The organism is uncultured Brachyspira sp. (assembly GCF_949287625.1).
GTDB lineage: Bacteria > Spirochaetota > Brachyspiria > Brachyspirales > Brachyspiraceae > Brachyspira.
Window position 1 is genome coordinate 1 of record NZ_CASEGO010000035.1, and the last position, 24,618, is coordinate 24,618.

25 protein-coding genes are annotated in these 24,618 nt (G+C 26.8%); 4 read left to right on the plus strand and 21 right to left on the minus strand.

Going from position 1 to position 24,618, the window contains the following annotated elements; translation table 11 throughout:
• The first annotated feature begins 181 nt into the window (after positions 1–181).
• On the plus strand, positions 182–499 hold the full coding sequence (locus Q1X91_RS07055; protein ID WP_300755047.1) for a hypothetical protein: 318 nt from the start codon (positions 182–184) through the stop codon (positions 497–499).
• Positions 500–505: 6 nt separating this feature from the next.
• Here the strand turns inward: Q1X91_RS07055 and Q1X91_RS07060 are convergent, their stop codons facing one another.
• The 11 genes from Q1X91_RS07060 to Q1X91_RS07110 all read right to left on the minus strand — a co-directional run bounded on the left by Q1X91_RS07060 (position 506) and on the right by Q1X91_RS07110 (position 9,536).
• Positions 506–1,903: a phage tail protein gene (locus Q1X91_RS07060; protein ID WP_300755050.1), complete on the minus strand. Its 1,398-nt coding sequence runs from the start codon at positions 1,901–1,903 to the stop codon at positions 506–508.
• A 245-nt stretch (positions 1,904–2,148) separates the two neighbouring features.
• Complete coding sequence (locus Q1X91_RS07065; protein ID WP_300755052.1) at positions 2,149–2,421, minus strand: hypothetical protein; 273 nt, start codon at positions 2,419–2,421, stop codon at positions 2,149–2,151.
• Complete coding sequence (locus Q1X91_RS07070; protein WP_008721524.1) at positions 2,405–2,962, minus strand: hypothetical protein; 558 nt, start codon at positions 2,960–2,962, stop codon at positions 2,405–2,407. Before Q1X91_RS07070 ends, Q1X91_RS07065 begins: the two co-directional genes overlap by 17 nt.
• Positions 2,963–3,020: 58 nt before the next feature.
• A complete protein-coding gene (locus Q1X91_RS07075) occupies positions 3,021–3,404 on the minus strand; it encodes a hypothetical protein (RefSeq protein ID WP_300755057.1) in 384 nt (127 codons plus the stop codon).
• 68 nt (positions 3,405–3,472) lie between these two features.
• The gene (locus Q1X91_RS07080) at positions 3,473–3,769 is read right to left on the minus strand and encodes a hypothetical protein (RefSeq protein WP_096737431.1); all 297 of its coding nucleotides are present in this window, start codon (positions 3,767–3,769) and stop codon (positions 3,473–3,475) included.
• Positions 3,770–3,948: 179 nt separating this feature from the next.
• Complete coding sequence (locus tag Q1X91_RS07085) at positions 3,949–4,992, minus strand: hypothetical protein (protein WP_008721534.1); 1,044 nt, start codon at positions 4,990–4,992, stop codon at positions 3,949–3,951.
• Positions 4,993–5,357: 365 nt separating this feature from the next.
• Positions 5,358–5,726 carry a phage capsid protein gene (locus Q1X91_RS07090; protein WP_300755065.1) on the minus strand — a complete coding sequence of 123 codons (369 nt, stop codon included), beginning with the start codon at positions 5,724–5,726 and terminating at the stop codon, positions 5,358–5,360.
• An 84-nt stretch (positions 5,727–5,810) separates the two neighbouring features.
• Positions 5,811–6,797, minus strand: a complete 987-nt coding sequence (locus tag Q1X91_RS07095; RefSeq protein ID WP_300755068.1) for a phage capsid protein — start codon at positions 6,795–6,797, stop codon at positions 5,811–5,813.
• A 447-nt stretch (positions 6,798–7,244) separates the two neighbouring features.
• Complete coding sequence (locus tag Q1X91_RS07100; protein WP_300755070.1) at positions 7,245–7,868, minus strand: ImmA/IrrE family metallo-endopeptidase; 624 nt, start codon at positions 7,866–7,868, stop codon at positions 7,245–7,247.
• A 5-nt stretch (positions 7,869–7,873) separates the two neighbouring features.
• Positions 7,874–8,116 (minus strand): hypothetical protein, encoded by a 243-nt coding sequence (locus tag Q1X91_RS07105; protein ID WP_300755072.1) that lies wholly within the window; start codon positions 8,114–8,116, stop codon positions 7,874–7,876.
• 178 nt (positions 8,117–8,294) lie between these two features.
• A complete protein-coding gene (locus Q1X91_RS07110; protein WP_300755075.1) occupies positions 8,295–9,536 on the minus strand; it encodes a phage capsid protein in 1,242 nt (413 codons plus the stop codon).
• 229 nt (positions 9,537–9,765) lie between these two features.
• On the opposite strand from Q1X91_RS07110, the gene Q1X91_RS07115 reads away from it, so the two are divergent.
• The 3 genes from Q1X91_RS07115 to Q1X91_RS07125 are packed head-to-tail and all read left to right on the plus strand — an operon-like array spanning position 9,766 to position 14,515.
• The gene (locus tag Q1X91_RS07115; RefSeq protein WP_300755078.1) at positions 9,766–11,769 is read left to right on the plus strand and encodes a site-specific DNA-methyltransferase; all 2,004 of its coding nucleotides are present in this window, start codon (positions 9,766–9,768) and stop codon (positions 11,767–11,769) included.
• 8 nt (positions 11,770–11,777) lie between these two features.
• Entirely contained in the window at positions 11,778–13,397 is a 1,620-nt protein-coding gene (locus Q1X91_RS07120; RefSeq protein ID WP_300755081.1) for a DEAD/DEAH box helicase family protein, read from the plus strand.
• A 59-nt stretch (positions 13,398–13,456) separates the two neighbouring features.
• Positions 13,457–14,515, plus strand: a complete 1,059-nt coding sequence (locus Q1X91_RS07125) for a hypothetical protein (RefSeq protein WP_300755083.1) — start codon at positions 13,457–13,459, stop codon at positions 14,513–14,515.
• Between the two features lie 109 nt (positions 14,516–14,624).
• Here Q1X91_RS07125 and Q1X91_RS07130 read toward each other — a convergent pair whose 3' ends face one another.
• The 10 genes from Q1X91_RS07130 to Q1X91_RS07175 form a co-directional block, all read right to left on the minus strand.
• Positions 14,625–16,124, minus strand: coding sequence for a DUF2828 family protein (locus tag Q1X91_RS07130; protein WP_300755086.1), 1,500 nt, complete (start codon positions 16,122–16,124; stop codon positions 14,625–14,627).
• Positions 16,125–16,574: 450 nt separating this feature from the next.
• Positions 16,575–16,994, minus strand: coding sequence for a DUF3592 domain-containing protein (locus Q1X91_RS07135; protein WP_300755089.1), 420 nt, complete (start codon positions 16,992–16,994; stop codon positions 16,575–16,577).
• A gap of 68 nt (positions 16,995–17,062) precedes the next feature.
• On the minus strand, positions 17,063–17,710 hold the full coding sequence (plsY, locus tag Q1X91_RS07140) for a glycerol-3-phosphate 1-O-acyltransferase PlsY (RefSeq protein ID WP_366945500.1): 648 nt from the start codon (positions 17,708–17,710) through the stop codon (positions 17,063–17,065).
• A gap of 3 nt (positions 17,711–17,713) precedes the next feature.
• Positions 17,714–19,177: a ribosome biogenesis GTPase Der gene (gene der, locus Q1X91_RS07145; RefSeq protein WP_300755094.1), complete on the minus strand. Its 1,464-nt coding sequence runs from the start codon at positions 19,175–19,177 to the stop codon at positions 17,714–17,716.
• Between the two features lie 183 nt (positions 19,178–19,360).
• Positions 19,361–21,211 carry a methyl-accepting chemotaxis protein gene (locus Q1X91_RS07150; RefSeq protein WP_300755097.1) on the minus strand — a complete coding sequence of 617 codons (1,851 nt, stop codon included), beginning with the start codon at positions 21,209–21,211 and terminating at the stop codon, positions 19,361–19,363.
• Between the two features lie 231 nt (positions 21,212–21,442).
• The gene (locus Q1X91_RS07155) at positions 21,443–23,266 is read right to left on the minus strand and encodes a methyl-accepting chemotaxis protein (protein WP_300755099.1); all 1,824 of its coding nucleotides are present in this window, start codon (positions 23,264–23,266) and stop codon (positions 21,443–21,445) included.
• Between the two features lie 11 nt (positions 23,267–23,277).
• Positions 23,278–23,451, minus strand: a complete 174-nt coding sequence (locus Q1X91_RS07160) for a hypothetical protein (RefSeq protein ID WP_300755102.1) — start codon at positions 23,449–23,451, stop codon at positions 23,278–23,280.
• A 171-nt stretch (positions 23,452–23,622) separates the two neighbouring features.
• A complete protein-coding gene (locus Q1X91_RS07165) occupies positions 23,623–23,832 on the minus strand; it encodes a hypothetical protein (RefSeq protein ID WP_297248560.1) in 210 nt (69 codons plus the stop codon).
• On the minus strand, positions 23,819–24,166 hold the full coding sequence (locus Q1X91_RS07170; protein WP_297248558.1) for a hypothetical protein: 348 nt from the start codon (positions 24,164–24,166) through the stop codon (positions 23,819–23,821). The genes Q1X91_RS07165 and Q1X91_RS07170 overlap by 14 nt, the downstream gene beginning before the upstream one ends.
• Positions 24,167–24,184: 18 nt before the next feature.
• Positions 24,185–24,442 (minus strand): endonuclease, encoded by a 258-nt coding sequence (locus Q1X91_RS07175; protein ID WP_300755107.1) that lies wholly within the window; start codon positions 24,440–24,442, stop codon positions 24,185–24,187.
• Positions 24,443–24,618 lie beyond the last annotated feature (176 nt).

The following is a 24,618-nucleotide window of genomic DNA, read 5'->3' on the forward strand; positions in this document are numbered from 1 at the left end:
TATATACTCCTTAATTTTTTCACTGATAGACTATGACAATTACATTGTCATAGGTTCAAAAATATAAGGAGATTTTATATACTCCTTAATTTTTTCACTTACAGGCTATTTTTATTATAACACTTTATACTATATTAAATTTTTATATTGATTTTATTAATATAAGGTTTACAATATTTTTATGAAAATAAAAGTTATTATATTAATTTTTTACTGTTTTAAATTATATTCTTTTGATTTTGATAATATTTTCTTTTCACAAAATATAAAAAATTATTTTTATATATTTGATATCACTTATAATAAAAATATTTTAACTGATAAATTTAATACATATAATCAATCAAATATCTATTATAATTTATATTCATTATCCAAAAATACTTTTGAATTTAAATACAAACCAAATAAAATTAATTTTGAATATTCAAACAGTACATTCCTATCAAATATGATAACATTAGAAAAAGATAAATATAATTCATTAATAAAAAAATAAATTATATCAAAACAAATCATCTCTGTCTGTAAATGCTATCAAATAATTACTGTTCATATCATTTGACTGCTCTACAGCTTTAAAATTATTTAAAGATATTGAAAGTTCTTTAGGCTCTATTGCTGGAAATGATGGGCTTCCTCCTACATCTGAACTTACAAATACAAAAGGGTAATCTTTATTTTTAAATCTTGTTTTTGATGATATTATAAACGACTGCCTATTTCCATTTAAAACTCTGTCATAAAAAAGCTCTTTTGACTGAGCATTAAAAACTGCATTTCCTGAAAAACTAAGTGTAAACTTTGAATTTGGAAAGCCGTATCTTTTTGCTGAAATATTAAACTTCTCTTCTTTAGTCCATTCAAATGATAAAGAAATATCACTTACAGAAGAAGCCTCTGTTCCATTAATAAAAAGTTTGGTAGGATATTTTGAAGTCTGTGCCATTACAACATCTCTTTCTTCTGATCTCTCTTCGTATAAAACTGCATCTTTATCTATTTTTTCTTCATCTAAAGCCCATAAGGAAGAAGTTATTTCTGTCATAGCCTTATTTGCAAAATTAAAATTAATTGATTTACTCTCACAGCCTATATATTGATTTCCGTCCATATTCTTTGAACTGTCATACAAAGCTATATTATAATACTGTGCCTCTCCAAATCGAGGGTGTATTATACTTTGATATTTTGGATATTTCTTTTTACTTTCTTCTGTAAATACTCCGCTTTCTATAAGCCCTACTCTTTTAAAACTAAGTAAATATTCTGTTTTATTATTTTCAGTATTATACTCTTTTAATTCATTTATTATATTGGTAAAATCAATATCATCTTCTTCGCTTCCTGTTATTAAAAATGCTTTTACATTTGTTATTTTATTTAAAGCATCAATCAAATCTTTCTGTTTCATAGAAGTATAAATATCAATAAAATGATTTATGTATCCGTCATCTTCTTCTATGATAATTTCAAGCATATTAATACTTTCATCTTCTGAAGACTTATTAAATCTAACAGCAAAATTATTAAAAGAGTTAATGCATAGTAAATTTCCTGAAGTTTCTTTTGTATGCACATTAGCCCATATTAAGCTCGCATAGTATGCATTAGAATTAGGAAAAGCCCCATAGGAAATATCTCCTGCATAAGTGGTAGCTCCCGCATAACTTTCAGAAGAAGGTGCACCTATATACTCCTTGCTCATTGATTCTGTAGTAGGAGTAAGCCCAACTTGAGATGGATATATTAAATATTTTCCTTTAACATCATCAGAAGAGAAATCTATTTTTTCATCTCTATTTTTTGTTTTTGCTATTCTTACTTTATAACTAGAACCGCTTACAACTTTTAAGCCGTCCTCATCATTCATTAAATTACCTTTCAAATCAAAAATGCTCATTATTATACACTCACAATTTTAAAAATTATTTTACGCAGAAAATATACATTCCCGCCCACACGCCCCAAAATCTGCTATACGCAAAACGTATAAATTAACACGCGTTAAAATTAACCCATACAATATAAATAAAATAATAATTCTAATACCAACTATATATAAAATTCCGTTCAACGCGTGGACAAAAAAGCTGCTGCCATAGGCACAATGCAAACGCTATAATATCAATTATTTAAATACATAAATCAAATGCTTTCTAAAACTACATTCTCTAAAATATCTCTGTTATCAACAGTTATGCTTCCATCTTTAGTTTGATAGCCTTCAAGACTAACCTGATAATTTATAACTTCAGCATTCTTATAAGCTCCGAAGTACTTTTCTTCTTCATTCATTATTATTTTGGCATTCTCTGGAGAAGAAGTGATTTTTACTTTATAAAGTTTATCTCTGTTTTGAACATAATCATAAACTTTTTTATTAAATGAATTATTAATTAAATTAGTAAAGAACTTCATTTAAATAACTCCCTGTCATAATCTTGAAATTAATATCAAGAGAAAAATTAACGCCTCTTATAGATGAAAAATCATTAAACTGTCTTTTGCTGTTTTCACTGTCAAATGAAGGAGCTTCCCATTTGATAATAGGAGATAACGCTATACGCTCGCCCTCATCATTGAGTTTTGATATCCAATAACGTGCTGCTTGATTAAGTGCCAAAGGGATAATATTATAAGCTAAAAATGATTCTCCAGCTTTAAGCTCTTTATAAACTGTTGCTTTTAAACATATATCATCAGCAAAACCTGCAGAGTCCCCTATATATGAATTGCTTCCTCTGCTCTCTCCTTCTGCTATTGAAGCCCAAAGAAATGATTTGCTCATAGACCTCAAAGCTCCTAAACTGAAATATTCTATTTTTAATTTATCATCTAAAAGTTTATTTAATTGATTATCACCTTCAACTTTATTTCCAGACAAATCAATATATTCATCAGCCATAAAGTTCATAAAATTATCTAAAACATATATAACGCTGTTTTTAAAATGTATCATAATAAACCTTTATAAACCTTTTGATTTTTATATTTTTTATTTATTTCTTTAGTACGATTTAAGGTTTTTTTATATCACCTTCTAAACGCACACTATCATAACTATTTTCACCAACTACAATGCTTGATAAATCTTTTATAGCAAGCTCTTTTAAACGCAGACTTTCTGTACGAATAAAGTTTATCAAGTCGCTGTTGGATACAAAATTAACAGTTAAAAGCCTTGCTGCCTCATAGCATATATAATTTTTTATAGATATATATGGAAGACAGTTTTCTTCTGTAGGCTCTGTATAATTCATATTCAAAATCATTCTTCTAAACTGAATAGTATAACTTTTAAGCTGTTCTTCTAAAAAGTCTGTATCAATATCATCATAGTTAAACATTTTAAATATGCTTTTAAAATAATTTATATCAGGCTCGTAAATATATTCCTGCATATTAATTTCCTTTTTTAGTTTTAATGTACTGCCTCAAAATATAATTTAAGACAGCACATAAAAATAAATTAAGCCTCAAGCTCTTTTATCTTTTCTTTTAACTTTCTGTTTTCTTCTTTAAGATAATTGATGACATCATCGGGCTTCATCTTCTCTCTTATGAGCTCCTCTGCTTCATTTTTACTTATAATCAAAAAAGAATCGCTTAAAGATATATTTAAATCGCTTTCAACTATTACCTTACATCTTCTCTCATGCACATCTCTAAAGAAATATCCCACTCTTGATACAACATAATCATTAGCTTTTATTTCTTTATTAGTAATACTATTTTCTAAAAAAAATAATAAAGATTTCTTTGACATAACGCCTCTTAATTATATTTATTAATGTACTTTTTTGTCGCTCAAAAAGTACAAAACCCACTATATCATTATAATTTTTTTATTGTTCAACTTTTTCCCGCCGCAAAAAGTTGCAAAAAGTGCATTTTTTCATATTTAAAATAAATCAGCAAGAAAAAATAAAAACAAAAAATTTAAAATTAAGACAAGCTCAAATCTATTTTACAGAAGCCGTAAGGGTTGGAAGCTACTGTGCATCTCTTAGTCCTTGTTCTCCACAAATTATTGCCTAATATATCAACTTCTCTTATATCATGATTTAAATATACTACCTCTTTTATTGAAGCCATATCAAGTATATTAGATGAAGTTGTGAACATATAAATTGATGAGCCTGTCCATATATCTGTAAGATTTTCTAGCTGATATATTTGATCCACTTCATGATCATCAGCAACTCTAAATGCTGTACCTACAACAGTTATTCCGCTTGTTACAGCATTAAAAATATCTGGTCTGAATGCTTTATATTTGCCGTTAGCATCATTTCCAATCATTGATATATAATTAGAAAATAATCTGAATAAACCTTGAAGTTTAATATACACATCTATTGGAATAACTATATAAAGTTTCTGTCCGTTATTTTGAAGCTCCATTCTGTCATTAAAGAGATTGCCGCCCACAGCATAATTTAAATATTTAGCCAAATCTATAAATGAAGAGAAGAAATTATCAATATCAGCCTCTGTCCAAGTACTTATAGGTTTTGCAGTTAAATCAACAGTATTTGTACTTCCGTAAAGACTAGCATCTGTAACCTTTGCCGCAAGGTTTCTTTCTCTTAAAAGTCCTAATCTTGATACAAGTTTCTGAGCTATATAATTTAAAATCTCTTCACCTGCTTTTTTCTCGTCTCTTGAATAAAGTTCATTAATCTCTTCTATTCTATTAATATCTATTCCGATATAATATTCTTCAGGCTCCATTTTAAAAACTCTAGCTTCATGTTTAGGATACTCATTGAAAATATTTAAATCTCCCAAAGAAGTACCGCCGTACATGTTTTTTAGATTAAATGCCGTATTATCTAAATCGCCTCCTATAGCTCCCTGAGAAACACCGACAAAAATCTCTGGTATATATTTACTCACAAAATTAGTCTGCCCCATATATCTAGGCATTTCTTTATTGATAATTGGAAAAAGTTTATTTTGTATATTTTGTAAATTAGGTATGCTCATTTTAAATTAACTCCGTTACAAACTAAATAAATTTCAAAAAGTAATAATATATTTATAAAAATAAATATATTGATTAAAATTATCTTATATGACGACTTAAACATTTAATTAAAAAATATTTATATAGAAATGATTGTATCTTAGCAATTTATATGTTTTAGTAAATACATTAAATATAATATATTACCATTATAATAGGCTAAAAATGCAGTCTTTTTGGTTCTCGCCGCAGGCGTACTTCGTATGTGTCAACAAAAGAACTGGGGGTTCGGCACGACTGTGTGCTTCGCAGGGCTAGTCCCCGAAAATAATAAAAACATAAAAAAGAATTTTGATAAAATACAATCATTTTATTATATAATACATTATACAGATTTCAAAAGTATCTCTGCATAATTGCTGCCGCCTCTTATAACTATTCCTACTCCATGACCGTCTAATGATTTTTTGAATCCGCTATCGCTAGCTGTTACAATATCGCCTGCTACAACACTTTCAGCTACAACTGCATTTACTATTCCGTCATAGCAAACCGATATTGTATTTGACTTTAATCCAAACTCCTGATAGGAAAAAGCGTCTTCTAAAGCAACTCCTACAAATACACTTCCATCACTGTATAGAGAGAAAACACCTTTTCCATTATCATTTTTTATTGTTACAGGAAAACCTTTTTTAGGTAAATTAGCTTCATCGCTATGAATACCTGCTTTTATTATAGACCCTTGTGCCATTTGAACTCCTATTGTTGTTTTATGTCCCTACTCTGATATAAGCCATAAAATTAATTTGCTGGCTGCTTCGGCTAACTTTTTATCTTATTTAAAAAGTTTTGCTATTTCACTATACTTATTTTCTTCGCTTAATGCTGATAAATTAATCTTCTCTGTGCCGCCTACTCCAATAGGTACTAAATCATTTCTTACTATTGACATTATCTCTTCTTTGCTAAGTCCAGCCTTAAAAAGTTTTCTTGCCTTTGCGTATGTAGAGCTTTCTGATTTTGAAGAACATCTTACAGCATTCTGACTTTCTGCATATTCATTACACCAATCACCGTAAGTTATAGCTGAAAGATTTAATTCTTTATCATTGGCAGTATTATTAGATGAGTTAGATAAGTTATTTAAATCTTTATTGTAGGCTTTATTATTTTCTCTACTTTCTTTATTGTCTTTTAAATTATCTTCTCTTAATTTTTCTGCCACAATATCAATAATAATATTCTGAATCTCTTCATCATTTTTAAACAAATAAACAAACTCTTCTCTAGCTTGCTTTTCTATTTCTTTCTCTTCGCTTAATAATTTTTCTAATACATTTTTTAATTTTTGCATGTATCCTCCGTTAATATTCTCTTCATTGTTTATAATGGCACTAGCACAAAGCAAATCTACATTACGGCTTGCAGGATATTCTACTGCAGCAACAGCTTTTATTTCGCAATTCTCCCAGTAAATAAAATCTTCATCTTCATAAGATTTTTTGCCCACCATCTCAATAGAAGGATAAAAAGATTTCTTATATGTTACACTATCATCAAACCATTCTATAACAGCATAAAGTCCAACAGATTCATTATCTTTTTCTAAACTTATAACCTTTCCAATAGCCTCTCTTTCATCATCTTCTTTATGCCCCTTATAAACAAATATCTCTATAGTGCTTTTTTCAAATGATTTTATAAGCTCATCAATATTTTTTTCTGTGATTTTATTAGTTTTAGTTTCAGCAAAAGTATTTTTTGAAAGCGGTATATACTGCTTGAAACTATCTCCTAAAATTTTGTATTTCTTTTTAATCATTTTATCTCCTTAAATTATAAATATTAATCTATATTGAAATGATTTTTTATTATTTATATATCTATAGCAAAAAATATTAGTGATTATAAGTCATATTTATTTTGTCAATTTTTATATTTTTATAAATCTATTATCAACTTTTTTGACGCACAAAAAAGTTTTTATCTTTCAGATACGCTTTGCGAAAAACGCAAGTGCTATTACAATATATAAATGTTATACTCATTAATAAATAAAGATTTAATATACATACGGTAATACTCATTATTTTATAAAGCTAAAAATATGTGCAGCTTAGTAATTATAATTATTTAATATTGTTAGCAATCAGAGATTATTTATTATCCCTATACCTATAGCAAAAAATATTAGTGATTATAAGTTCATCAAAATAAAAAAGGCTTAGTAAATTAATACCAAGCCTTTTATTAATTTTTTATTCTAAAATTAATTTCCATATTTATTAATTATAGATTCTCTTAACTTCTTAAATTCGGAAACTCCATCAACTATAAACTTTTCCAATTTAATAGTATCTTTGTAGAAATTTGATTTATCATATAATATATAACACATTATAGTATCCATCAATTCCTCTTCATTTACAGTATTCCAATCTATACCTACATTTTTTTCTTTCAATATTCTTTCTACTATAATATGAGCTAATTCATGTGCTACAACACATCTTTTTTCAGGAATTGTCATATTTTTATTTATAAATATAATATCTATATATGACTCCTCATCGGGAGAAAGAAATCCACATATTTTTATATCTTCTTCTTTTATAAATATCTTATACAATGATACACGAGCTACCTGAAGCATCCTTGCATTTCTTACAAATTTTCTTTCATAATCTACAAATCTTTTAAATTCAGATTGTCTGTTTTCAAGAACTATATTTTCTATTGCACTATTCCAATGGGATAATAAAGATTTTTCTATATACTTTAGAATTAAATTATCCATAACATTAGATTCTAAATCATCTAATAATTTATGATGTTTAGCAATTTCAGTATATCCGCATATATCAGCTATCTTTTTCAATCCCAATTTTGACATTTTTATTAAAAACCTCTGTACATTCTAACATCTTCATCTAAAAACATTACTAATATATCATTATATTTTTTTTCTAATGGTACATTACCAAAATACTTTATAGCCTTAGAATTACATGCTTTTGTAAGAGCATCTATTTTTGTTTCATAATCATCTTCTTTTATACCCAAAGAATCAAAGTATGCTTCTACTTCTTCTTTTGTAGTGCATTTCTGCAATTCTTCTTTACTAAAAAGTTTAACCGCCATAAATGCCTCCTTAAATGTATTTTAGAAATATCGTAAAATTTTGAAAATTTGAAAGAAATTTATATATAAATATAGTATATACAAAATTTAATAATTAACAACTGTATATACGCATAAAAATTTAATATTTAAGAATATCATTACATATCAATTAAACAATAAAAAGATTTTATGATTTTTACTCTGATTTGCTAATTGCAGAATGAGAAACTCTAAAATAGTCACATTCACCTGAAAGTCTTAAACTTTTAAAATTCAAATCAAAATATCTTTTAATAAAACTGTTGTTAATATAATTGATTATACCAGAAACGATATCGCTTGCCATAAGAACAGCATTGTCCTGAGTAAGTTCTGCCAATGATTTAGTAGCTCCTTTGTTTAGACCAAGTGCTTTAATATCTACGCCCTTATTTTTAAATAATGCCGAAAGCATGCTGTCTCTAAAATTATACCATTCATTAGCATCAATACTTTCTATCTTTTCTATCTTACCATATTTGGAGATAAAAATTCCGCCTCCGTTATTTACGAAATTTCTTATCTCTCTCTCTGCCTCCTTACGCTTTGAATCATTAAGCTCGGTATTTGCTATAAAATTAAAACTATGCTCGCCTATATTTTTTAAATTGCGGTTAAAACTATTATCCATAGATTCTAAAATCTGCCAAAGCGAATATGCACTGTATAAAAAAGGCTTTCCTATAATGTCGCCTTCAATGCTTCCATAACTTGCATAACCTGCTAAAGCTAAATCAAAATCTATATTTACAATACTTGCTTCATCATCACTATACAAACTATTAAAAATTTCTTTACGGCTCTTTATAATACTTATGCTTTTGATTTCATCGCTGTCATTTTCATCAAAATTGAATCTGTATATTGAAGAAGGATCATAATATTTAAATCCTCTAAGTCCGTCAAGTCTTCCCTTAAATCCGTAAGCCTTTGCAGATACTACTTCAAGTTTCGGAGTAAAAAAACAAAATCCGTAAACCAAAGCATTATAAGTAACATTAACTATTAAGTTTTTAAGTCCGCCAGACCTTTCAAACTGATTTATAAAAAAATTATAAGCGTTATTTACTCTTTCATTATCCTCACATTCTTTGGGCTTTTCTACAAAATAATCAAAAGAATTAATAACTCCTCTGTAAAACTGAAGTATAGGCTCAAGATAAATAGAACTCTCCATTCTCTTGCAGGTTAATGCCCATTTATGAGGAAATGAAAAATCATCGCTCTCATCTCCTCTATTTGACATTACATTCGGAATGCCAGAATTATAACTGCTTGTAGATATTCTGTTTAATTCATCATTTAATTTTTCTATCTCTCTGTTTTTATCTTTTAATTTATTATCATATTCTTCAATAATTTTTTCTATTTGTGACTGTTTATTTTCTATATTTTGCATAAATAAAAACCTTAAAAATTAATCTTTATATTAATAATAAAAAATATAAGTGATTATAAGTTTTTATTTAATTAGTAATAAACTCAATTTAAAATACGCACGGTAAGAAAAATAAATTTATTTTCAACATAATCAACCTCTATTATTGTAATATATATTTTGATTTAAAGTAATTCATTATTATATCCGAGAATATCAAATTTAACATAATATTAAATAGGGTTAAAATATGAGTAATATACATATTTATTTACGAGATTTTTTTTCAAAAAATAGTGACTATTTATCTGAAAATAATGAATTATTAATATCAAAGATTGTTGAAGATTCAAGAGTATATGATAAAAAAATTATAAAATTACTTTTGAGTGATAGAAGATGTAAAGATTATTTTTTTGAAGATTTAGAAGGAGTAACTATTTTTAAGTCAGAAGAGTTTAGAACGTGTATTAATGATGCTAGGTTTTTAGGAAATAGTTTTACAAAATATATTAATAAAATAGGACTTATTAACTCTAATACGGAAAGATTTATAATGAATGAAGATCACATAGTGCTTAATTACCCTTATAAAGATTGTGTATTAGATGGAGGTATGACTAAAGAAGAAACTAAACGTATTAATAGAAAGGAGACAATGATAAATGAAGTATTATTTAAAGAAGATATTCATTTATTAAAAACTCCAAAAGCGTTTTGTAATTTTAAAAAGGTAAGTCTAGTAGACGGAGAAGCTGTAGAAAAAGAAATAGATAATATTATTGGAAATGAGAATTTTTTAATAAATGGTAATAATTTTGCTGGTCTTTGTTCTCTTAAAGAAAGATTTGGAGGAAAGATAAAACTAATATATATAGACCCTCCTTATAATACAGGTAATGATAGCTTTAGTTATAATGATAAGTTTAATCATAGCACTTGGCTTGTTTTTATGAAAGACAGACTAAGATTAGCAAAAGATCTACTAAGCGATGACGGAGCAATATTCGTACAATGTGATGACAACGAACAGGCATATCTAAAAGTATTAATGGACGAGATATTTGGGAGAGAAAATTATTTGAGAGTAATTAGTATTAAGAAAAAGCAAGCAGCAGGAGTTGGTCAGGATGCTATTATTTTAGATGTTGTAGAATTTATATTGGTTTACTCTAAATATAAAGATAAGTTAAATTATAATAAATATTATATAGATATGGAATTTAATGATAAACAAATGAGAAATTATAAGAATTATTTTAAAATTAATTCAGAGCAATTAATTAAAAAAGATATTGATAAAAAGGGAAATGAAATAAATATATATAAGCTTGAATATATAATAGATTCAGTTAAAGAAAAAACTCATGAAGAATTTATAAAAAATTTTGATTATCACTTTACAACATATAATCCTCAAAGCACTTTTGCTAAAAGAATAATTAGTGAAATAGATAAAGATTTTTATATGGTTAAATATAAGCCTATAAGAGGAAAAAATAAAAACAAAGAAACTACTATCTTTTTTTATAAGAAAAGAATAGTACAAATGCTTAATAATATATCTTATATAGAAAATAATAAAATTATTAAGAGACAAATAATTGATAATTTTTGGTCTGATATGTCGTGGGATACTATAGGTAATCAAGGTAAAATACTATTTAATAATGGTAAAAAACCTGAGTCTTTAATAGAAAGAATTATTCAGATAGCAACTAATGAAAATGACATTGTTTTAGACTTCTTTGCTGGTTCTGGAACTACTCTTGCTGTGGCTCATAAACTTAATAGAAGATATATTGGTATAGAACAAATATATAATCAGTTTGAACTTTCTAAAAAGAGATTAAAAAATGTTATAGAAGGTGAACAGACAGGTATATCTAAAAAAGTTAATTGGAATGGCGGAGGAGAATTTATTTATTGTGAGATTGCTAAATATAATGAAACTTGGAAAGAACAAATTAAGAATATTAAAGATAATAAAGATTTTGAAGATTTATTTAATAAAATGAAACATAAATCTGTTATTAATCATAGATTAAAAATAGACTATTTTGAAAATACAAAACTTATGACCGATGATACTGATTTTCTTAATCTAGATCTTGATGAAAAGAAAAATATTTTATTGAATATATTAGATAAAAACATGTTCTATGTCCCTTTTTCTGAAAGGTATGATAAAAATTTCAATTTGAATAAAAATGATATAAAGCTATCAGAAGAATTTTACTTTAAAATTAAATAGGACTATATATGATATTGCAACAAAAAATCAAAGAAGAGTTTGGAAACAAATATATAGAAAAAATAGAAATACCAAAATCTATTTTAAATAATATTAAATATCCTCTAAGAGAATATCAAAAAGAAGCACTGCAATATTTTATATTATATACAAATGAGTATGTAAATATAGAAAATCAGAATAAGCATCTTATGTTTAATATGGCTACTGGAAGCGGTAAAACTCTTATTATGGCTTCTTTAATTCTTTACCTGTATGAAAAAGGTTATAGAAATTTTATTTTCTGTGTAAGCTTAACTAATATTATTGAAAAAACTAAAAATAATTTTTTTGACTATAATGGCAATAAGTATCTATTTAAACCTAATATTAAAATTAATAATATAGACGTAAATATTAAAGAATCTTTTTATTTTGATGATGATAAATACAATATAAATATCTTTATAACTACAATTCAATCTCTTCATAGTATGTTTAATGAAGAAAGAGAAAATGCTCTTACATTTGAAGATTTAAAAGATAAGGAAATAGTAATATTGGCAGATGAAGCTCATCATTTTAATTCAGAAACTTCAAAAGCTACTTCTTATTCACAAAGTGTAATGTTTGATGATGAAAATAATTATACTCCAAAAACAAAATCTGCAAGCTGGGAAAACACCATAAAAGCAATTTTAAATCTAAATAAAAATAATTATCTATTAGAGTTTACAGCTACTTTGGACTATAACAATATAAACATTAAAGAAAAATATGAAGATAAAATTATTTATAAATATGATTTAATACATTTTAGAAAGGATTTATATTCTAAAGAAATTAATATTCTTCAAAATGATGTAGATAATAAATACTTAATGCTTGGAGCTGTTATTCTAAGTGAATATAGAAGAGAAATTGCAAATGATAATAAAATTAATATAAAACCTGTTATATTATTTAAATCTGATAAATTAGTAAAAAAGTCATTTGAAAATCAAGTAATTTTTAATGAATTAATAGATAACTTAACTATTAAAGATATAGAAATGTTGGAAAAATCTGATGAAGATAATAATGATATTCTTAATAAGGCTATTAAATATTTTAAAAATAAATATAAGAACTTTGATGACTTTATTATTAGAATAAAAGAAGAGTTTAAAATAGAAAATCAATTAACAACTAATTTTGATGAAGAAAAAAAGACTAAAAATAAGGGAAATGAGTATGAAGAGAATATAAAAAAAATGACAGTGAAAGAAAAAAAGCAATTATTATTAGAAAATAAATTATTAAATACATTAGAAAATGATGATAATCCCATACGTGCTATTTTTAGTGTAAATAAATTAAATGAAGGCTGGGATGTATTAAATCTTTTCGACATAGTGAGGTTATATAATTTCAGAGATGCCGATTACAAAAAAAATAAGCAAGGTAAATCTATATTTGGTAAAACTACGATAAGTGAGGCTCAATTAATAGGTAGAGGGGCAAGATATTACCCCATCAAATTAGATATTGATGGAAATGATGAGCGTACTTATAAGAGAAAATATGACAATGATTTAAATAATGACAAAAGAATATTAGAAACACTTTATTACCATAGCACAAAAATAGTAAATATATTTATGAGATAAAAGAGGCTTTAAGGGATTTAGGTCTTATTGAACAAGAAACATATGATAATAAAGAGTTTATGCTTAAAGATAAACTGAAATCTTTTGCAAAAAATAATTATGTATTTTCAAACAGTCTTGAAGAAAAAATAAAAATATACAATGGGGAAAAAACATTTTTTGGATATAAAAAAACATTTGATGAAGTAGTTGAACTATTATATAAAGAAGAGTTTAAACATGAATGTAAAACTTTTTCAAGAAAATATGAAAAGATTGTATTTGAAAAAAGTAGTAATTATGAACCTATAGAATCTATGGGTAAAATTACATCTGTAACTTTGAAAGAAATACCAATGCACATAAAACTATATTCTTGGTATAAGCAAAATTATTCATTTTCTGATTTAACTATAGAAATTAATTCTATAGTTGATTTATTAAATAATATAAATATAGAAAATAAACCTTTTAAATTCTTTAATCTTACAAAAGAAAATAAGGATAAAGAATATGAACTATTTTTAACAGAAATCTTTTTCCCAAAATTTATTCATATAATAAAAACAACTTTTAATGAATATTACGGCAGTAAAATATTTAAACCTATTACCATAGATAAAGCATTTCCAAAGAAAATAAAAAAAGTATATCATAAAGATATAAAAGAAAAATTTGAAAGTATGGAAAAAATAAAGTATTATGCTCAAAATTTTTTATATTCAGACAGTAGATTGGAAATAGATTTTGCAGTAAATACAATGAATGAAATAGTATCATATTTAGAAGAGAAAGGATATACTGATATTTATCTTATTAGAAATGACCAAGATTTAGCAATATATAACTTTGATGATGGTAAGGCATTTTATCCTGACTTCATTTTAATATGTAGTAAAAATAATAAAACTATTAATTATCAGGTATTTTTAGAAACAAAAGGAGGTCATATTAAGTATAATCCAGAAGAAAAAAGAAAAGAAGAATTTTTAATTTCATTAAAAAATAGTATTAGTTTAAATCCAAAAGATATTTTTGAATTTAACACGAATGAATATAAAATTACAGGTATGCCATTTTTTACAAACATAGATAATACTAGTGATTGGATTAAATGCTTTAAAGAAGAAATTAATTAATTTATAAACATACACTCAAATAATTATTTAATTCTATAATAAAATGTGAATTAAAATTCTTACTATAAATAAAATATTGCTAACCGTGCGTTAAATATAATTCTATTTATCAATCCTTTATATCAATACTATAATCTTTCAAAGTATCAAGTATTAAAAGCATTGATATTTCATCTTGATTTGTTAAATCGTATTTATCTATATTGATTATATTTTTTATAGCATTCTGACTTCTTCCAGATATAAATAAAACATCATCATTTTTTAAAGCAGGCATTATTCTGCTTAATGAGTTTACATTCCAGAAAATTATAGTAGGAAGTTTATAATTATTTTTATTAAATATTTCTTTCCAATATTCAAAGTTAGTTTTATTTCTCCATTCGCATTGATTAAATTCCATATCAGAAATTATTATTATATATTTAGGAAGTTCTTCCTGCGGTACATGATTTTTTACAGCAGTATCAAGCAAGGCTTTGAATACAGAATCTATATTTGTACTGTAATCAACCGATGATCTTAAAACATAATCAACTATATCAACAATATTATCTATATTTGATATGTCATGCATTTTAGAATTGCCGCAGAAATCTATAAAATGATTATGAAATGCAGATTTATTTAACTGTGCTATATATATTCCTAAAGCAACAGAACATATTAAAGGCTCACCATTCAAAGACATTCCCATACTTCCAGATACATCACATGCAACTATTGCATTTAAATTATTATCTCCAAAAATGTTCGGAAGATTTTTCCAAGTTAAATCGAATTCTTCTCTTCTCGATTTTTTATCTTCTTCGTCACAGTCTAAAATCTCTCTTATAACATCAAATGGAGTTAAGACGCTCGTATTTAATTTTACTTTTCCTAACTTTACATCTTCAAAAAAATTATTATATCTTTTTTCATCATTTCTAATAAATGCTTTAGAGTATTTTCTCATAGCAAGTGCAGGAACAGATGAATAATTAAATGTATAATCTTTTTCTCTTAAATTATTTTCTATTATTTTTATTTTCTTTCTTAAAGCAGATAAAGTTTTTCTATATTCTTTACTATTTGTATTTAAAAGTTGTATTAATTCTTTTGCAATGCTTATTGTATTTTGTGATGATGTATTTTCACTAGGAAGCCATTTAGCAAGAAGTGAAACATTATCAGTAGTTTTATCTTTTTCTAATTGCTCTAATATTATATTTTTTGTGAAATCATAAATTTTTTTGTTTTGTCTGTTTTTATACCATATATAAATAATATCATCCCATCTTCCAAGCTCAGGTATAGTTTTTAAGATTTCTATTGCTGTTAGAGTATGATTTTGCCTAATCATAATATTTATATATTTTCTAAAAACTTCCCTCTCGCCAATACCTTTTCTTATATCTCTCAAATACATTATACATTTAGCTGTAAGTTCAGGACTTTCTCTCCAAGCGTCTATAAAATATTTTAATAATTCATCGCCTGTTTTTAGTCTGCTTGCTCCCATAGTTGCAAATAAATCTATTACACCGTTTAATGATGAAATATTAGTATCAGCAAAATTCTGCGTATAAGTTTTATTAAAAGAATCTTTAAGCAAATCTAAAAAAGACATAATGATACTCCTTAATAAAAAATATTCTATGCCTATTAATTAAATAAGCATAGAATAAAAAAACTAGACACGATATATACCATTAAAAAATGGCTGAAGGGAGTCAATCCTTCTATAAAATGGTGACTTAATAAATTGCTGTTCGTGTCTAAAAAATTATTATTGCAAAAATAAAAACTAGATTCCATTTTGTCCAGTCTTTATGGATTATATTATTTTGCTGTTGGAATCTACTTCTATTTTATTATTTAGTATCAATTTTGTCAATATAAAATGCCGCCATAACATTTTAAAATAAAATAATTTGAAGTTAGATTCTTATATAAATTTGCAGCAATACTAATATAAAAACTAAGCTGTTATATCGGTAAACCGTATTTTATAATATTTTGAATACTAAGCATATATGATTTAAATTAAAACTTAAATATTATAATAACAGCAATGTAGCTATCTATCTTTATTTACAATAAAAAGTCCAAAATAAATTATTAGCAATCCTATAACAAGGCTTAATATATAAGAAATAGTATCAGAAAGTGGAAGTTTTATATTTTTTGGTTCATCAGCATCATACCATAAAGGCAATTCATCGCCTACTTTTCTAAATGGATAATAACTTCTTCGAGTAACATATAATGTTCCGTATTTATTAGCTTCATAACTTATTACCATTACCTTTTTATATCCAGTTTTTCTATGGTTATATACTATTTTTTTTCTATCTAACTCTTCAACCACTCCTACAGTATGAATATAATCTCTTGTATTAATAAAGGAAAACAATCCCCTTACACCATCTAAAGTTAAAACTATTCCTGCAAAAAATATTAATATTTTTGTTATAATTAAAAATCTTTTTTTATACATTATTATAACTCCAATATTTTCTAATATTTTTAAGATTGTAACAGACTTACAAAAATATAAATAATTAATTATTTTTTAGAAAAACTATTTTCTTCACCTTTAAGCATTCTTTTATAATTGGGTATATGCTTTATTATTATGAATATAGCAAGAAGTATAGCTATAGGAAGAAGAACAATATAATTTATATTAAAAAATATTCTGTATAAGAAATTAGCCTTAAAATATAAAATACTCAAAACTATAGGAAAAGCTATAGCCCCGCAAGTAGAACCTATAGCAACAGTTTTTTTGGAAGCAAATAATCCTATAAAGAAAAATACCATAGTAATAAGAAGGCTTACAGGAGCAAGCATAAACATAGAGCCTGCACTTGTAGCAACACCCTTACCGCCTTTAAATCCCAAAAATATAGAAAATACATGCCCAAGTATAGAAGCCGCAGCACATACCGCTAGAATATAGCTATGAGTAGAAACAATATCAGCAAGTATAAAAGAAGGTACTAATACAGCAATCATACCCTTTCCTATATCAAGTATATAGGCAGCAATGCCTGCTTTCTTTCCGCATACACGAAGAACATTGCTAGCACCGGGGTTGCAGCTTCCCTCTTTTCTTACATCATGTCCGTTTATTTTTCCTATTATAAATGAAAAAGGAATAGCTCCTATTATATAGGATACAGCTATACTTATAATAATTTTTAACATAATATTTTAACCTCCATACTTTTTACCCCGTTTCCTGAAATTAAGAATAATCGGAGTACCTCTGAAATCAAACATCTCTCTAAATCTATTTTCTAAATATCTTTTATAATGCGAATTTAATTTATGCGGATGATTGCAAAATACAGCAAAAGCAGGCGGATTTACTCCAGTCTGAGTAACATAAAAAATCTTAAAGGGATTTCCTCCTGCAGATATAGTATACTCTCTGGTAGCTCTGACCATAGTCTCTGTAAGAGCATGAGTTTCAAATCTCTGCATTCTAGTTTTTGCCACACGTACAGCAAGCGATAAAAGTTTTTCAGCGTCATTTTTTCTAGCAGCACAAACCCTAGCATAAAATGCATAATTAAGTATAGGAAAAGCACTTTTCATATATGCCTCATAATCATTCCAAGTAGTACCCTTCTCTCTTATATCCCATTTGTTTGCAGCTATTACAATGCCCTTCTTTCTCTCTATTATAAGATTGGCGATTGTTTTATCTTGATCAGTTAAACCTTCAAATACATCAAGCATTAGTATGCATACATCTGAAGATTCTATCGCTTTTATTGCTCTGTTTACACTGTAGTATTCAACATCAGTATTAACGTTCTTCTTTTTTCTTATACCAGCAGTATCTACAAGACAAATATCATCGCCTTTAAAATTAAACGTTTCATCTATAGCATCGCGAGTTGTACCTGCAATATCCGAAACTATACTTCTGTCTTTGCCTATCAATGTATTTAATAAAGTAGATTTACCAGCATTAGGCTTACCTACTATTGCTATATTTATAATTTTATTTTCATCTTCTTCTATTTCTTCTATTATGCTTTCTTCATCATATTCACCATCTTCATCTAACAATTCATCATATTCAATATCTGCTTTTTTTGAATTGTATGAACTTTTATTACTCTCTTTTATATTATTTATCTGCTCTTCTCTTTCAGATTCTAAATCAACACCTATTCTCTCAAGCACTTCAAGTATTTTCTCTCTCAAATCATCAATACCATTATTATGCTCGGCACTTATAGGAACTACATCATTTATACCTAGAGAATAAAATTCATTAATCAAATTGTTATGAGAATCAGCATCTACTTTATTAATTACAAGTATGATTGGCTTTCCAGATTTTCTTATAATATTAATAAAGTGTCTGTCATCAGGGTGGCTTTGATGAGCGTCTACTAAAAATAGTAATATGTCTGCATCTTCTGCAGCGGTTTTTAATGCCTTCTCTCTTACTTTTTCATTTAAAGTATCATCGCTTATATCAAGAAGTCCTCCAGTATCAAATACATTAAAAGCTATATCATCAATATATGCTAAAGACATACTTATATCTCTGGTAACTCCTGCAGTAGGATCAACTATAGATTTTCTTCTTCCAGCAAATCTGTTAAACAATGTAGACTTACCAACATTAGGTCTTCCAAGTATAGCGATATTTTTCATTTATAAAAACCTTTATATAATCAAGTGTAAATAAAATAATATCATAGTTTTGAATATATTGCTATTATATTTTTATTATAATATTTAGCATAGATAAAATACATTATATCTGATAAAAACATTATTAAAAAATAAAAAAGCCCGTAAAGTAAATTACAGGCTTTTTCAAAATATATAAATAATTTACTGAACCTTAAAGAAAGATACAACCTCTTCCAAATGATTAGCCTGTTCAAGAAGCGATTTTGATGCTGCAGTAGCCTCTTCTACTAAAGAAGCATTCTGCTGAGTTATACCATCCATTTTTGATACTGCTGTATTAACCTGATCCACTCCTGCTTCCTGTTCTACTGCTGTCTGGCTAATATCGCTCATAATTTTTGAAGTTTCTTCTATTTTTATTTCTATGTCTCTAAATATATCCTGAGAATGTCTTGCCATTTCTGCTGATTTATTTATTTTTTCGTAAATATCCTCTATAAGCACTGTAATGTCTTTAGCTGAAGTCTGAGAGTTTTGTGCTAAGTTTCTTACCTCGCTTGCTACTACCGCAAAGCCTTTGCCCTGATCTCCTGCACGGGCTGCTTCTACTGCCGCATTCAAAGCAAGTATATTAGTCTGAAAAGCAATATCTTCTATAACTTTAGTGATATCTTTAATCTTAGCACTTGCTGCATAAACATCTTCTATCATACTGGTAGTATTTGCTATAACACTTCCGCCTTCAGCAACAGCATTTCTTGAAGCTATCATAACATTATTTCCGTCTACTGAGTTCTGTGCTGATGATTTTATAGTAGAAGCCATCTCTTCCATAGAAGAAGCTGTCTCTTCCAAGCTTGATGCCTGATACTCCGTTCTCTTTGCCAAGTCTTCACTGCCTTTATGAAGTTCCGAAGCGGCACTTGCTATCTCTTTTGAAGCTGTAAGAACTTCAGAAATTACCTCTACAAATCGGTTTCTCATAATATCAAATGAATTAGATAACTCTCCTATCTCATCCTCTTTTTTCGATAATTGAGATTTAAACATAAAATTACCCTTCGCCATCTCCTGAGCTTCATCAACTATATTCTTTATAGGTTTAATAGTTTTTCCTATATAAAATCCAGATACCAAAGAAGAAATAATAACGCCTGCTATACCTAATAATATACCTATAATAGTCATTTTCTTGCTTTCTGCATACAATAAATCATGCGTAATTCCAGCCATCATAAACCAAGGCTGAGTTTTCATCTTTTTAAAAAATGCTGTTCTGTTAACATCATTGAAATTATACCTGAATATGCCAGATGACTGACCTGCAGGAGGCATTAATGAAGCATTTGGAACAATGCCTATAGTATCATTAATATTATGATATACGCACTGCAAATCATCTTCATTTAATACAAATATACTCTTGGCTTCTGATAATTCATTTCTAGCATCTTCTAAAGTTTCATTTATAATCCTTGACCAATCAACAAAAGCTACAAAACTTCCTATAAGCTCATTTTCCAAATTATAAATGGAATGCACTAAAGGAAGAACATATCCTTTATTTATATCAGACTTGTATATATTATCGCTTGCAGCATGATCATATCCTGAATCTGCAAACTCTTTCCACATTTTAGGATAAGCTGAAGACATATCAAGTCCTGCATTTTTAGTATCTCCGTTGTAAGATTCTATTACTTTACCGTCTAAGCCTATCAAATCTAATGTTAATATATAATCATTATTACCAAATAAATTTACCATAGTATTTATAGTTCTTTCTCTTAGAGCTTCGTTTCTTGTCTGCATATATTCCACTATTGTAGGTATTCTTGAATATACATCCATAATGAGTAATTGATCATTAAGTATATTATCCAATAATGTAGAATAACCATTAACCGAAGTTTCAAACCCTGAATATACCGCATTATTTATAGCCTTATTAGCTATTCTTATTGAAGTGAAAATTATTGTAAAAGATAATATTATGATAACGATATTAACTATTAAAGGAATTTTTACAACTATACTATTAAATCTTCTCATAGATAAATACTCTCTTTAAAATAAAAAACTAGATATATAAAAATAGTTATTATTTAATAATAAAAATTAAATAATAAAAACTGCGACACTATGAATAGTTAGTATAGTTCAATTATTTAAAAAAGTCAATAGTACTGAATATAAATATTTTATAGTAATTAGCGAAATACAAAAAACGAACTTTGCATAGTATAAAATTAAAAAGTGATAAAATATTATTTTTATATAATATTATTTCACTTTAAAGAAAGAAACTAAATCCTCCAAATTATTAGCTTGGTCAAGGAGTGATTTTGCAGCTGCTGCTGACTGTTCTACCAAAGAGGCATTCTGCTGAGTGATATTATCCATTTTTGTTACAGCAGTATTAACCTGCTCCACTCCTGCCTCCTGCTCTACTGCTGTCTGGCTTATATCACTCATAATTTTTGAAGTTTCTTCTATCTTCATTTCTATATCTGTAAAAATTTCCTGAGAATGCCTTGCCATCTCTGCTGATTTATTTATTTTTTCGTAAATATCTTCTATAAGTACTGTAATATCTTTAGCTGAAGCCTGTGAGTTTTGTGCTAAATTTCTTACCTCGCTTGCTACTACTGCAAAACCTCTGCCTTGATCTCCTGCACGGGCTGCCTCAACTGAAGCATTTAAAGCAAGTATATTAGTCTGAAAAGCAATATTTTCTATAACTTTAGTAATGTCTCTGATTTTAGCACTGGACTCATAAACCTCCTCTATCATTTTAGCAGTATCTGCTATAACACTTCCGCCTTCAGCAACAGCATTTCTTGAAGATATCATAACATTATTTCCGTCTACTGAGTTCTGTGCCGATGATTTTATAGTAGAAGCCATCTCTTCCATAGAAGAAGCAGTCTCTTCCAAACTTGATGCCTGATACTCCGTTCTCTTTGCCAAGTCTTCACTTCCCTGATAAAGCTCATTTGCAGCATTTGCTATCTCTTCAGAAGACATTAATATTTCCTTAATCATTTGTGAAAATTTAGACTTCATATCATTAAATGAATTTAATAATTCGCCTATCTCATCGTTTCTGGATTGTATATAAAAAGATGATGCCAAATTTCCAAGAGATATTTCTTTAGCTTCTTTAACTATATTCTTTATAGGGCTTATGCTTCTTCTTATATAGAAAACAGAAAATACAACTGATGCGGCTATTCCTATGATACCTATTATACTTCCGCTTAACAGCATTTTTCTATTGGCAGAATAAATCAGGCTTTCCGATATTCCGATTCCAGACGTCCATGGCATAGATGACATTTTTTTATAGAAAACAAATTTATCAGTGTTGAAATAATTAAATCTTACAATACCAGAAGAAGAATTTGAAGGTATATTAAGATTTATAGTTTTCTTAAGCTCCGATGCTATATTATGGTATACAATTTCTCTATTATCATTCATTATAAAAATACTTTTTTCTGTCGAAAAATCATTGCCGAATCTATATAAACTATCTCTCATTATTAAAGACCATTCTATAAAACCTATAATAGCACCCGCATAATTATCATTATTATCTAAAATAGGAACTATAATTGGAAGAATAAAACCATTATTCATATCTGACTCATATATGGTTTCTGATATAGATACCTTATTTTCCTGCTTAAAAATATTCCATAAATCAGGATATATTTCAGATATTCTTCCTCCTATATTTGTATCTCCTGTATATGATGCTAATATTTCTGAATTTCTTGAAAGTATGTAAGCATTTGTTATATATTTATTATTATCAAGCACTTGAGTTAAAGTAGTGAAAACATTTCTATTTCCGTTTTGAATATAATCAAGCATTACAGGCATAGAAGCGTAACTTTCCATAAGAAGTATTTGATTTTCTATAGATATATCTAAATAACTATTGCATCCGTCTACAGTTGATATCATATATTGATTCGCATAATTATCAATTTCTGATGATGCCAGATCAATTAAAGAAACTATTATAAAAAGAGATATAACAACTGTTGCAATGTTTAAAATAACAGGCAGTTTTACCTGCATGCTGTTAAACTTTTTCATTAAATACTCCTCTAAAAACAATAAATAATAAAATATGCAGGCAGAAAAATATCTGCATATTTGTTAATAGATGTCTGATGTCTGATGTCTGATGTCTGATGTCTGATGTCTGATGTCTGATGTCTGATGTCTGATGTCTGATGTCTGATGTCTGATGTCTGATGTCTGTCTATTATAAATTTCATATATTATATGATAGCATAGTATTAAACTGCAGTCAATATAAAAAATAAAATATTTTATTTATTATTGCTGCTGATAAAATATATTTTAAAGCGATAAACTTGACGAAGAAAGCTTCAGCTGTTTTTCAGAGTATTTTACCGCAGGCAGTAATTAAAAAATTATTTTTTTAATTAATATTTATTAGTCTGTATATTATACCAATTCTGCCATTCGCTTATTTTAATTAGGGAGCGTTTATATTCATATAAAAAATCTTTTTCAGTTTTTATAATATTGGGCTTATATATATCAGGAGGATTTGACATAGGAATGGTTACATATTTTACGCTGGAACAGCTTACCAAAAATATTAATAATAATAAAAATCTAATTTCTTTCATACTCAAAGCTTCTATAATAATTACTGATAATACTATTTAATGCTTTAATATTATCATCACTTAGTTTTTTATCTTCTATAATACCTATATATTCATCGCTTTTTGAAAAAGTTTCTGATATATTAATCTGCTTTTTCTTAAAATCATTATCTTTACTTAACAATTTATTAGAATACTCTAGTTTATATATTTCATTGTTTAATTCATTTATCTCTTTGTTTTTTATATTTAATTTAATATTCAAAGAAGATACATATACAATTAAAGCTATTAATATCAAAGCAATATAAAAATACTTTGACTTTAATATATTAATCAATACAGTTATAAACATGGTAATTTCCTTAAATATTTATTTAATATCCTCTTTACTATCTTTATTATTTCTTAATATCTTTAAAAAACCTCTCAAATCGCTGCCGAAACTCACAGCATTAAGCCCAAGAAGAATTATTACAACAGCAATAGCCTCTTCTTTAGTAACAGCCCTGCCCCGCCAAATAAGATTAACAAATACCCATATGCAGCCTAGTAAAAAACTTATTATGCTTGTATATATAGAAAGTTTTTTATTGGCATTATGTTTATCTGTGAAATTAAATATACTCATTTATCTAACTCCGTTATATTTTAAGTTATCATGAAAAATTTTATTATAAAAAATAAAAAACTTTCATTAAAAGATCCTGCCGAATAAATTCGTCAGGCATTCAAGTTTTTTATTTTATCTAACTCCATTATATTTTAAGTTATCATGAAATATGCCTAGTAGAAATTTTTGTAAAT

What these genes read in the sequence shown, in the direction of transcription:
- Q1X91_RS07055 (WP_300755047.1), top strand. Translation starts at nt 182, where the DNA reads ATGAAAATAAAAGTTATTATATTAATTTTTTACTGTTTTAAATTATAT.
- Q1X91_RS07060 (WP_300755050.1), bottom strand. Translation starts at nt 1,903, where the DNA reads ATGAGCATTTTTGATTTGAAAGGTAATTTAATGAATGATGAGGACGGC.
- Q1X91_RS07065 (WP_300755052.1), bottom strand. Translation starts at nt 2,421, where the DNA reads ATGAAGTTCTTTACTAATTTAATTAATAATTCATTTAATAAAAAAGTT.
- Q1X91_RS07070 (WP_008721524.1), bottom strand. Translation starts at nt 2,962, where the DNA reads ATGATACATTTTAAAAACAGCGTTATATATGTTTTAGATAATTTTATG.
- Q1X91_RS07075 (WP_300755057.1), bottom strand. Translation starts at nt 3,404, where the DNA reads ATGCAGGAATATATTTACGAGCCTGATATAAATTATTTTAAAAGCATA.
- Q1X91_RS07080 (WP_096737431.1), bottom strand. Translation starts at nt 3,769, where the DNA reads ATGTCAAAGAAATCTTTATTATTTTTTTTAGAAAATAGTATTACTAAT.
- Q1X91_RS07085 (WP_008721534.1), bottom strand. Translation starts at nt 4,992, where the DNA reads ATGAGCATACCTAATTTACAAAATATACAAAATAAACTTTTTCCAATT.
- Q1X91_RS07090 (WP_300755065.1), bottom strand. Translation starts at nt 5,726, where the DNA reads ATGGCACAAGGGTCTATAATAAAAGCAGGTATTCATAGCGATGAAGCT.
- Q1X91_RS07095 (WP_300755068.1), bottom strand. Translation starts at nt 6,797, where the DNA reads ATGATTAAAAAGAAATACAAAATTTTAGGAGATAGTTTCAAGCAGTAT.
- Q1X91_RS07100 (WP_300755070.1), bottom strand. Translation starts at nt 7,868, where the DNA reads ATGTCAAAATTGGGATTGAAAAAGATAGCTGATATATGCGGATATACT.
- Q1X91_RS07105 (WP_300755072.1), bottom strand. Translation starts at nt 8,116, where the DNA reads ATGGCGGTTAAACTTTTTAGTAAAGAAGAATTGCAGAAATGCACTACA.
- Q1X91_RS07110 (WP_300755075.1), bottom strand. Translation starts at nt 9,536, where the DNA reads ATGCAAAATATAGAAAATAAACAGTCACAAATAGAAAAAATTATTGAA.
- Q1X91_RS07115 (WP_300755078.1), top strand. Translation starts at nt 9,766, where the DNA reads ATGAGTAATATACATATTTATTTACGAGATTTTTTTTCAAAAAATAGT.
- Q1X91_RS07120 (WP_300755081.1), top strand. Translation starts at nt 11,778, where the DNA reads ATGATATTGCAACAAAAAATCAAAGAAGAGTTTGGAAACAAATATATA.
- Q1X91_RS07125 (WP_300755083.1), top strand. Translation starts at nt 13,457, where the DNA reads ATGCTTAAAGATAAACTGAAATCTTTTGCAAAAAATAATTATGTATTT.
- Q1X91_RS07130 (WP_300755086.1), bottom strand. Translation starts at nt 16,124, where the DNA reads ATGTCTTTTTTAGATTTGCTTAAAGATTCTTTTAATAAAACTTATACG.
- Q1X91_RS07135 (WP_300755089.1), bottom strand. Translation starts at nt 16,994, where the DNA reads ATGTATAAAAAAAGATTTTTAATTATAACAAAAATATTAATATTTTTT.
- der (WP_300755094.1), bottom strand. Translation starts at nt 19,177, where the DNA reads ATGAAAAATATCGCTATACTTGGAAGACCTAATGTTGGTAAGTCTACA.
- Q1X91_RS07150 (WP_300755097.1), bottom strand. Translation starts at nt 21,211, where the DNA reads ATGAGAAGATTTAATAGTATAGTTGTAAAAATTCCTTTAATAGTTAAT.
- Q1X91_RS07155 (WP_300755099.1), bottom strand. Translation starts at nt 23,266, where the DNA reads ATGAAAAAGTTTAACAGCATGCAGGTAAAACTGCCTGTTATTTTAAAC.
- Q1X91_RS07160 (WP_300755102.1), bottom strand. Translation starts at nt 23,451, where the DNA reads ATGAAATTTATAATAGACAGACATCAGACATCAGACATCAGACATCAG.
- Q1X91_RS07165 (WP_297248560.1), bottom strand. Translation starts at nt 23,832, where the DNA reads ATGAAAGAAATTAGATTTTTATTATTATTAATATTTTTGGTAAGCTGT.
- Q1X91_RS07170 (WP_297248558.1), bottom strand. Translation starts at nt 24,166, where the DNA reads ATGTTTATAACTGTATTGATTAATATATTAAAGTCAAAGTATTTTTAT.
- Q1X91_RS07175 (WP_300755107.1), bottom strand. Translation starts at nt 24,442, where the DNA reads ATGAGTATATTTAATTTCACAGATAAACATAATGCCAATAAAAAACTT.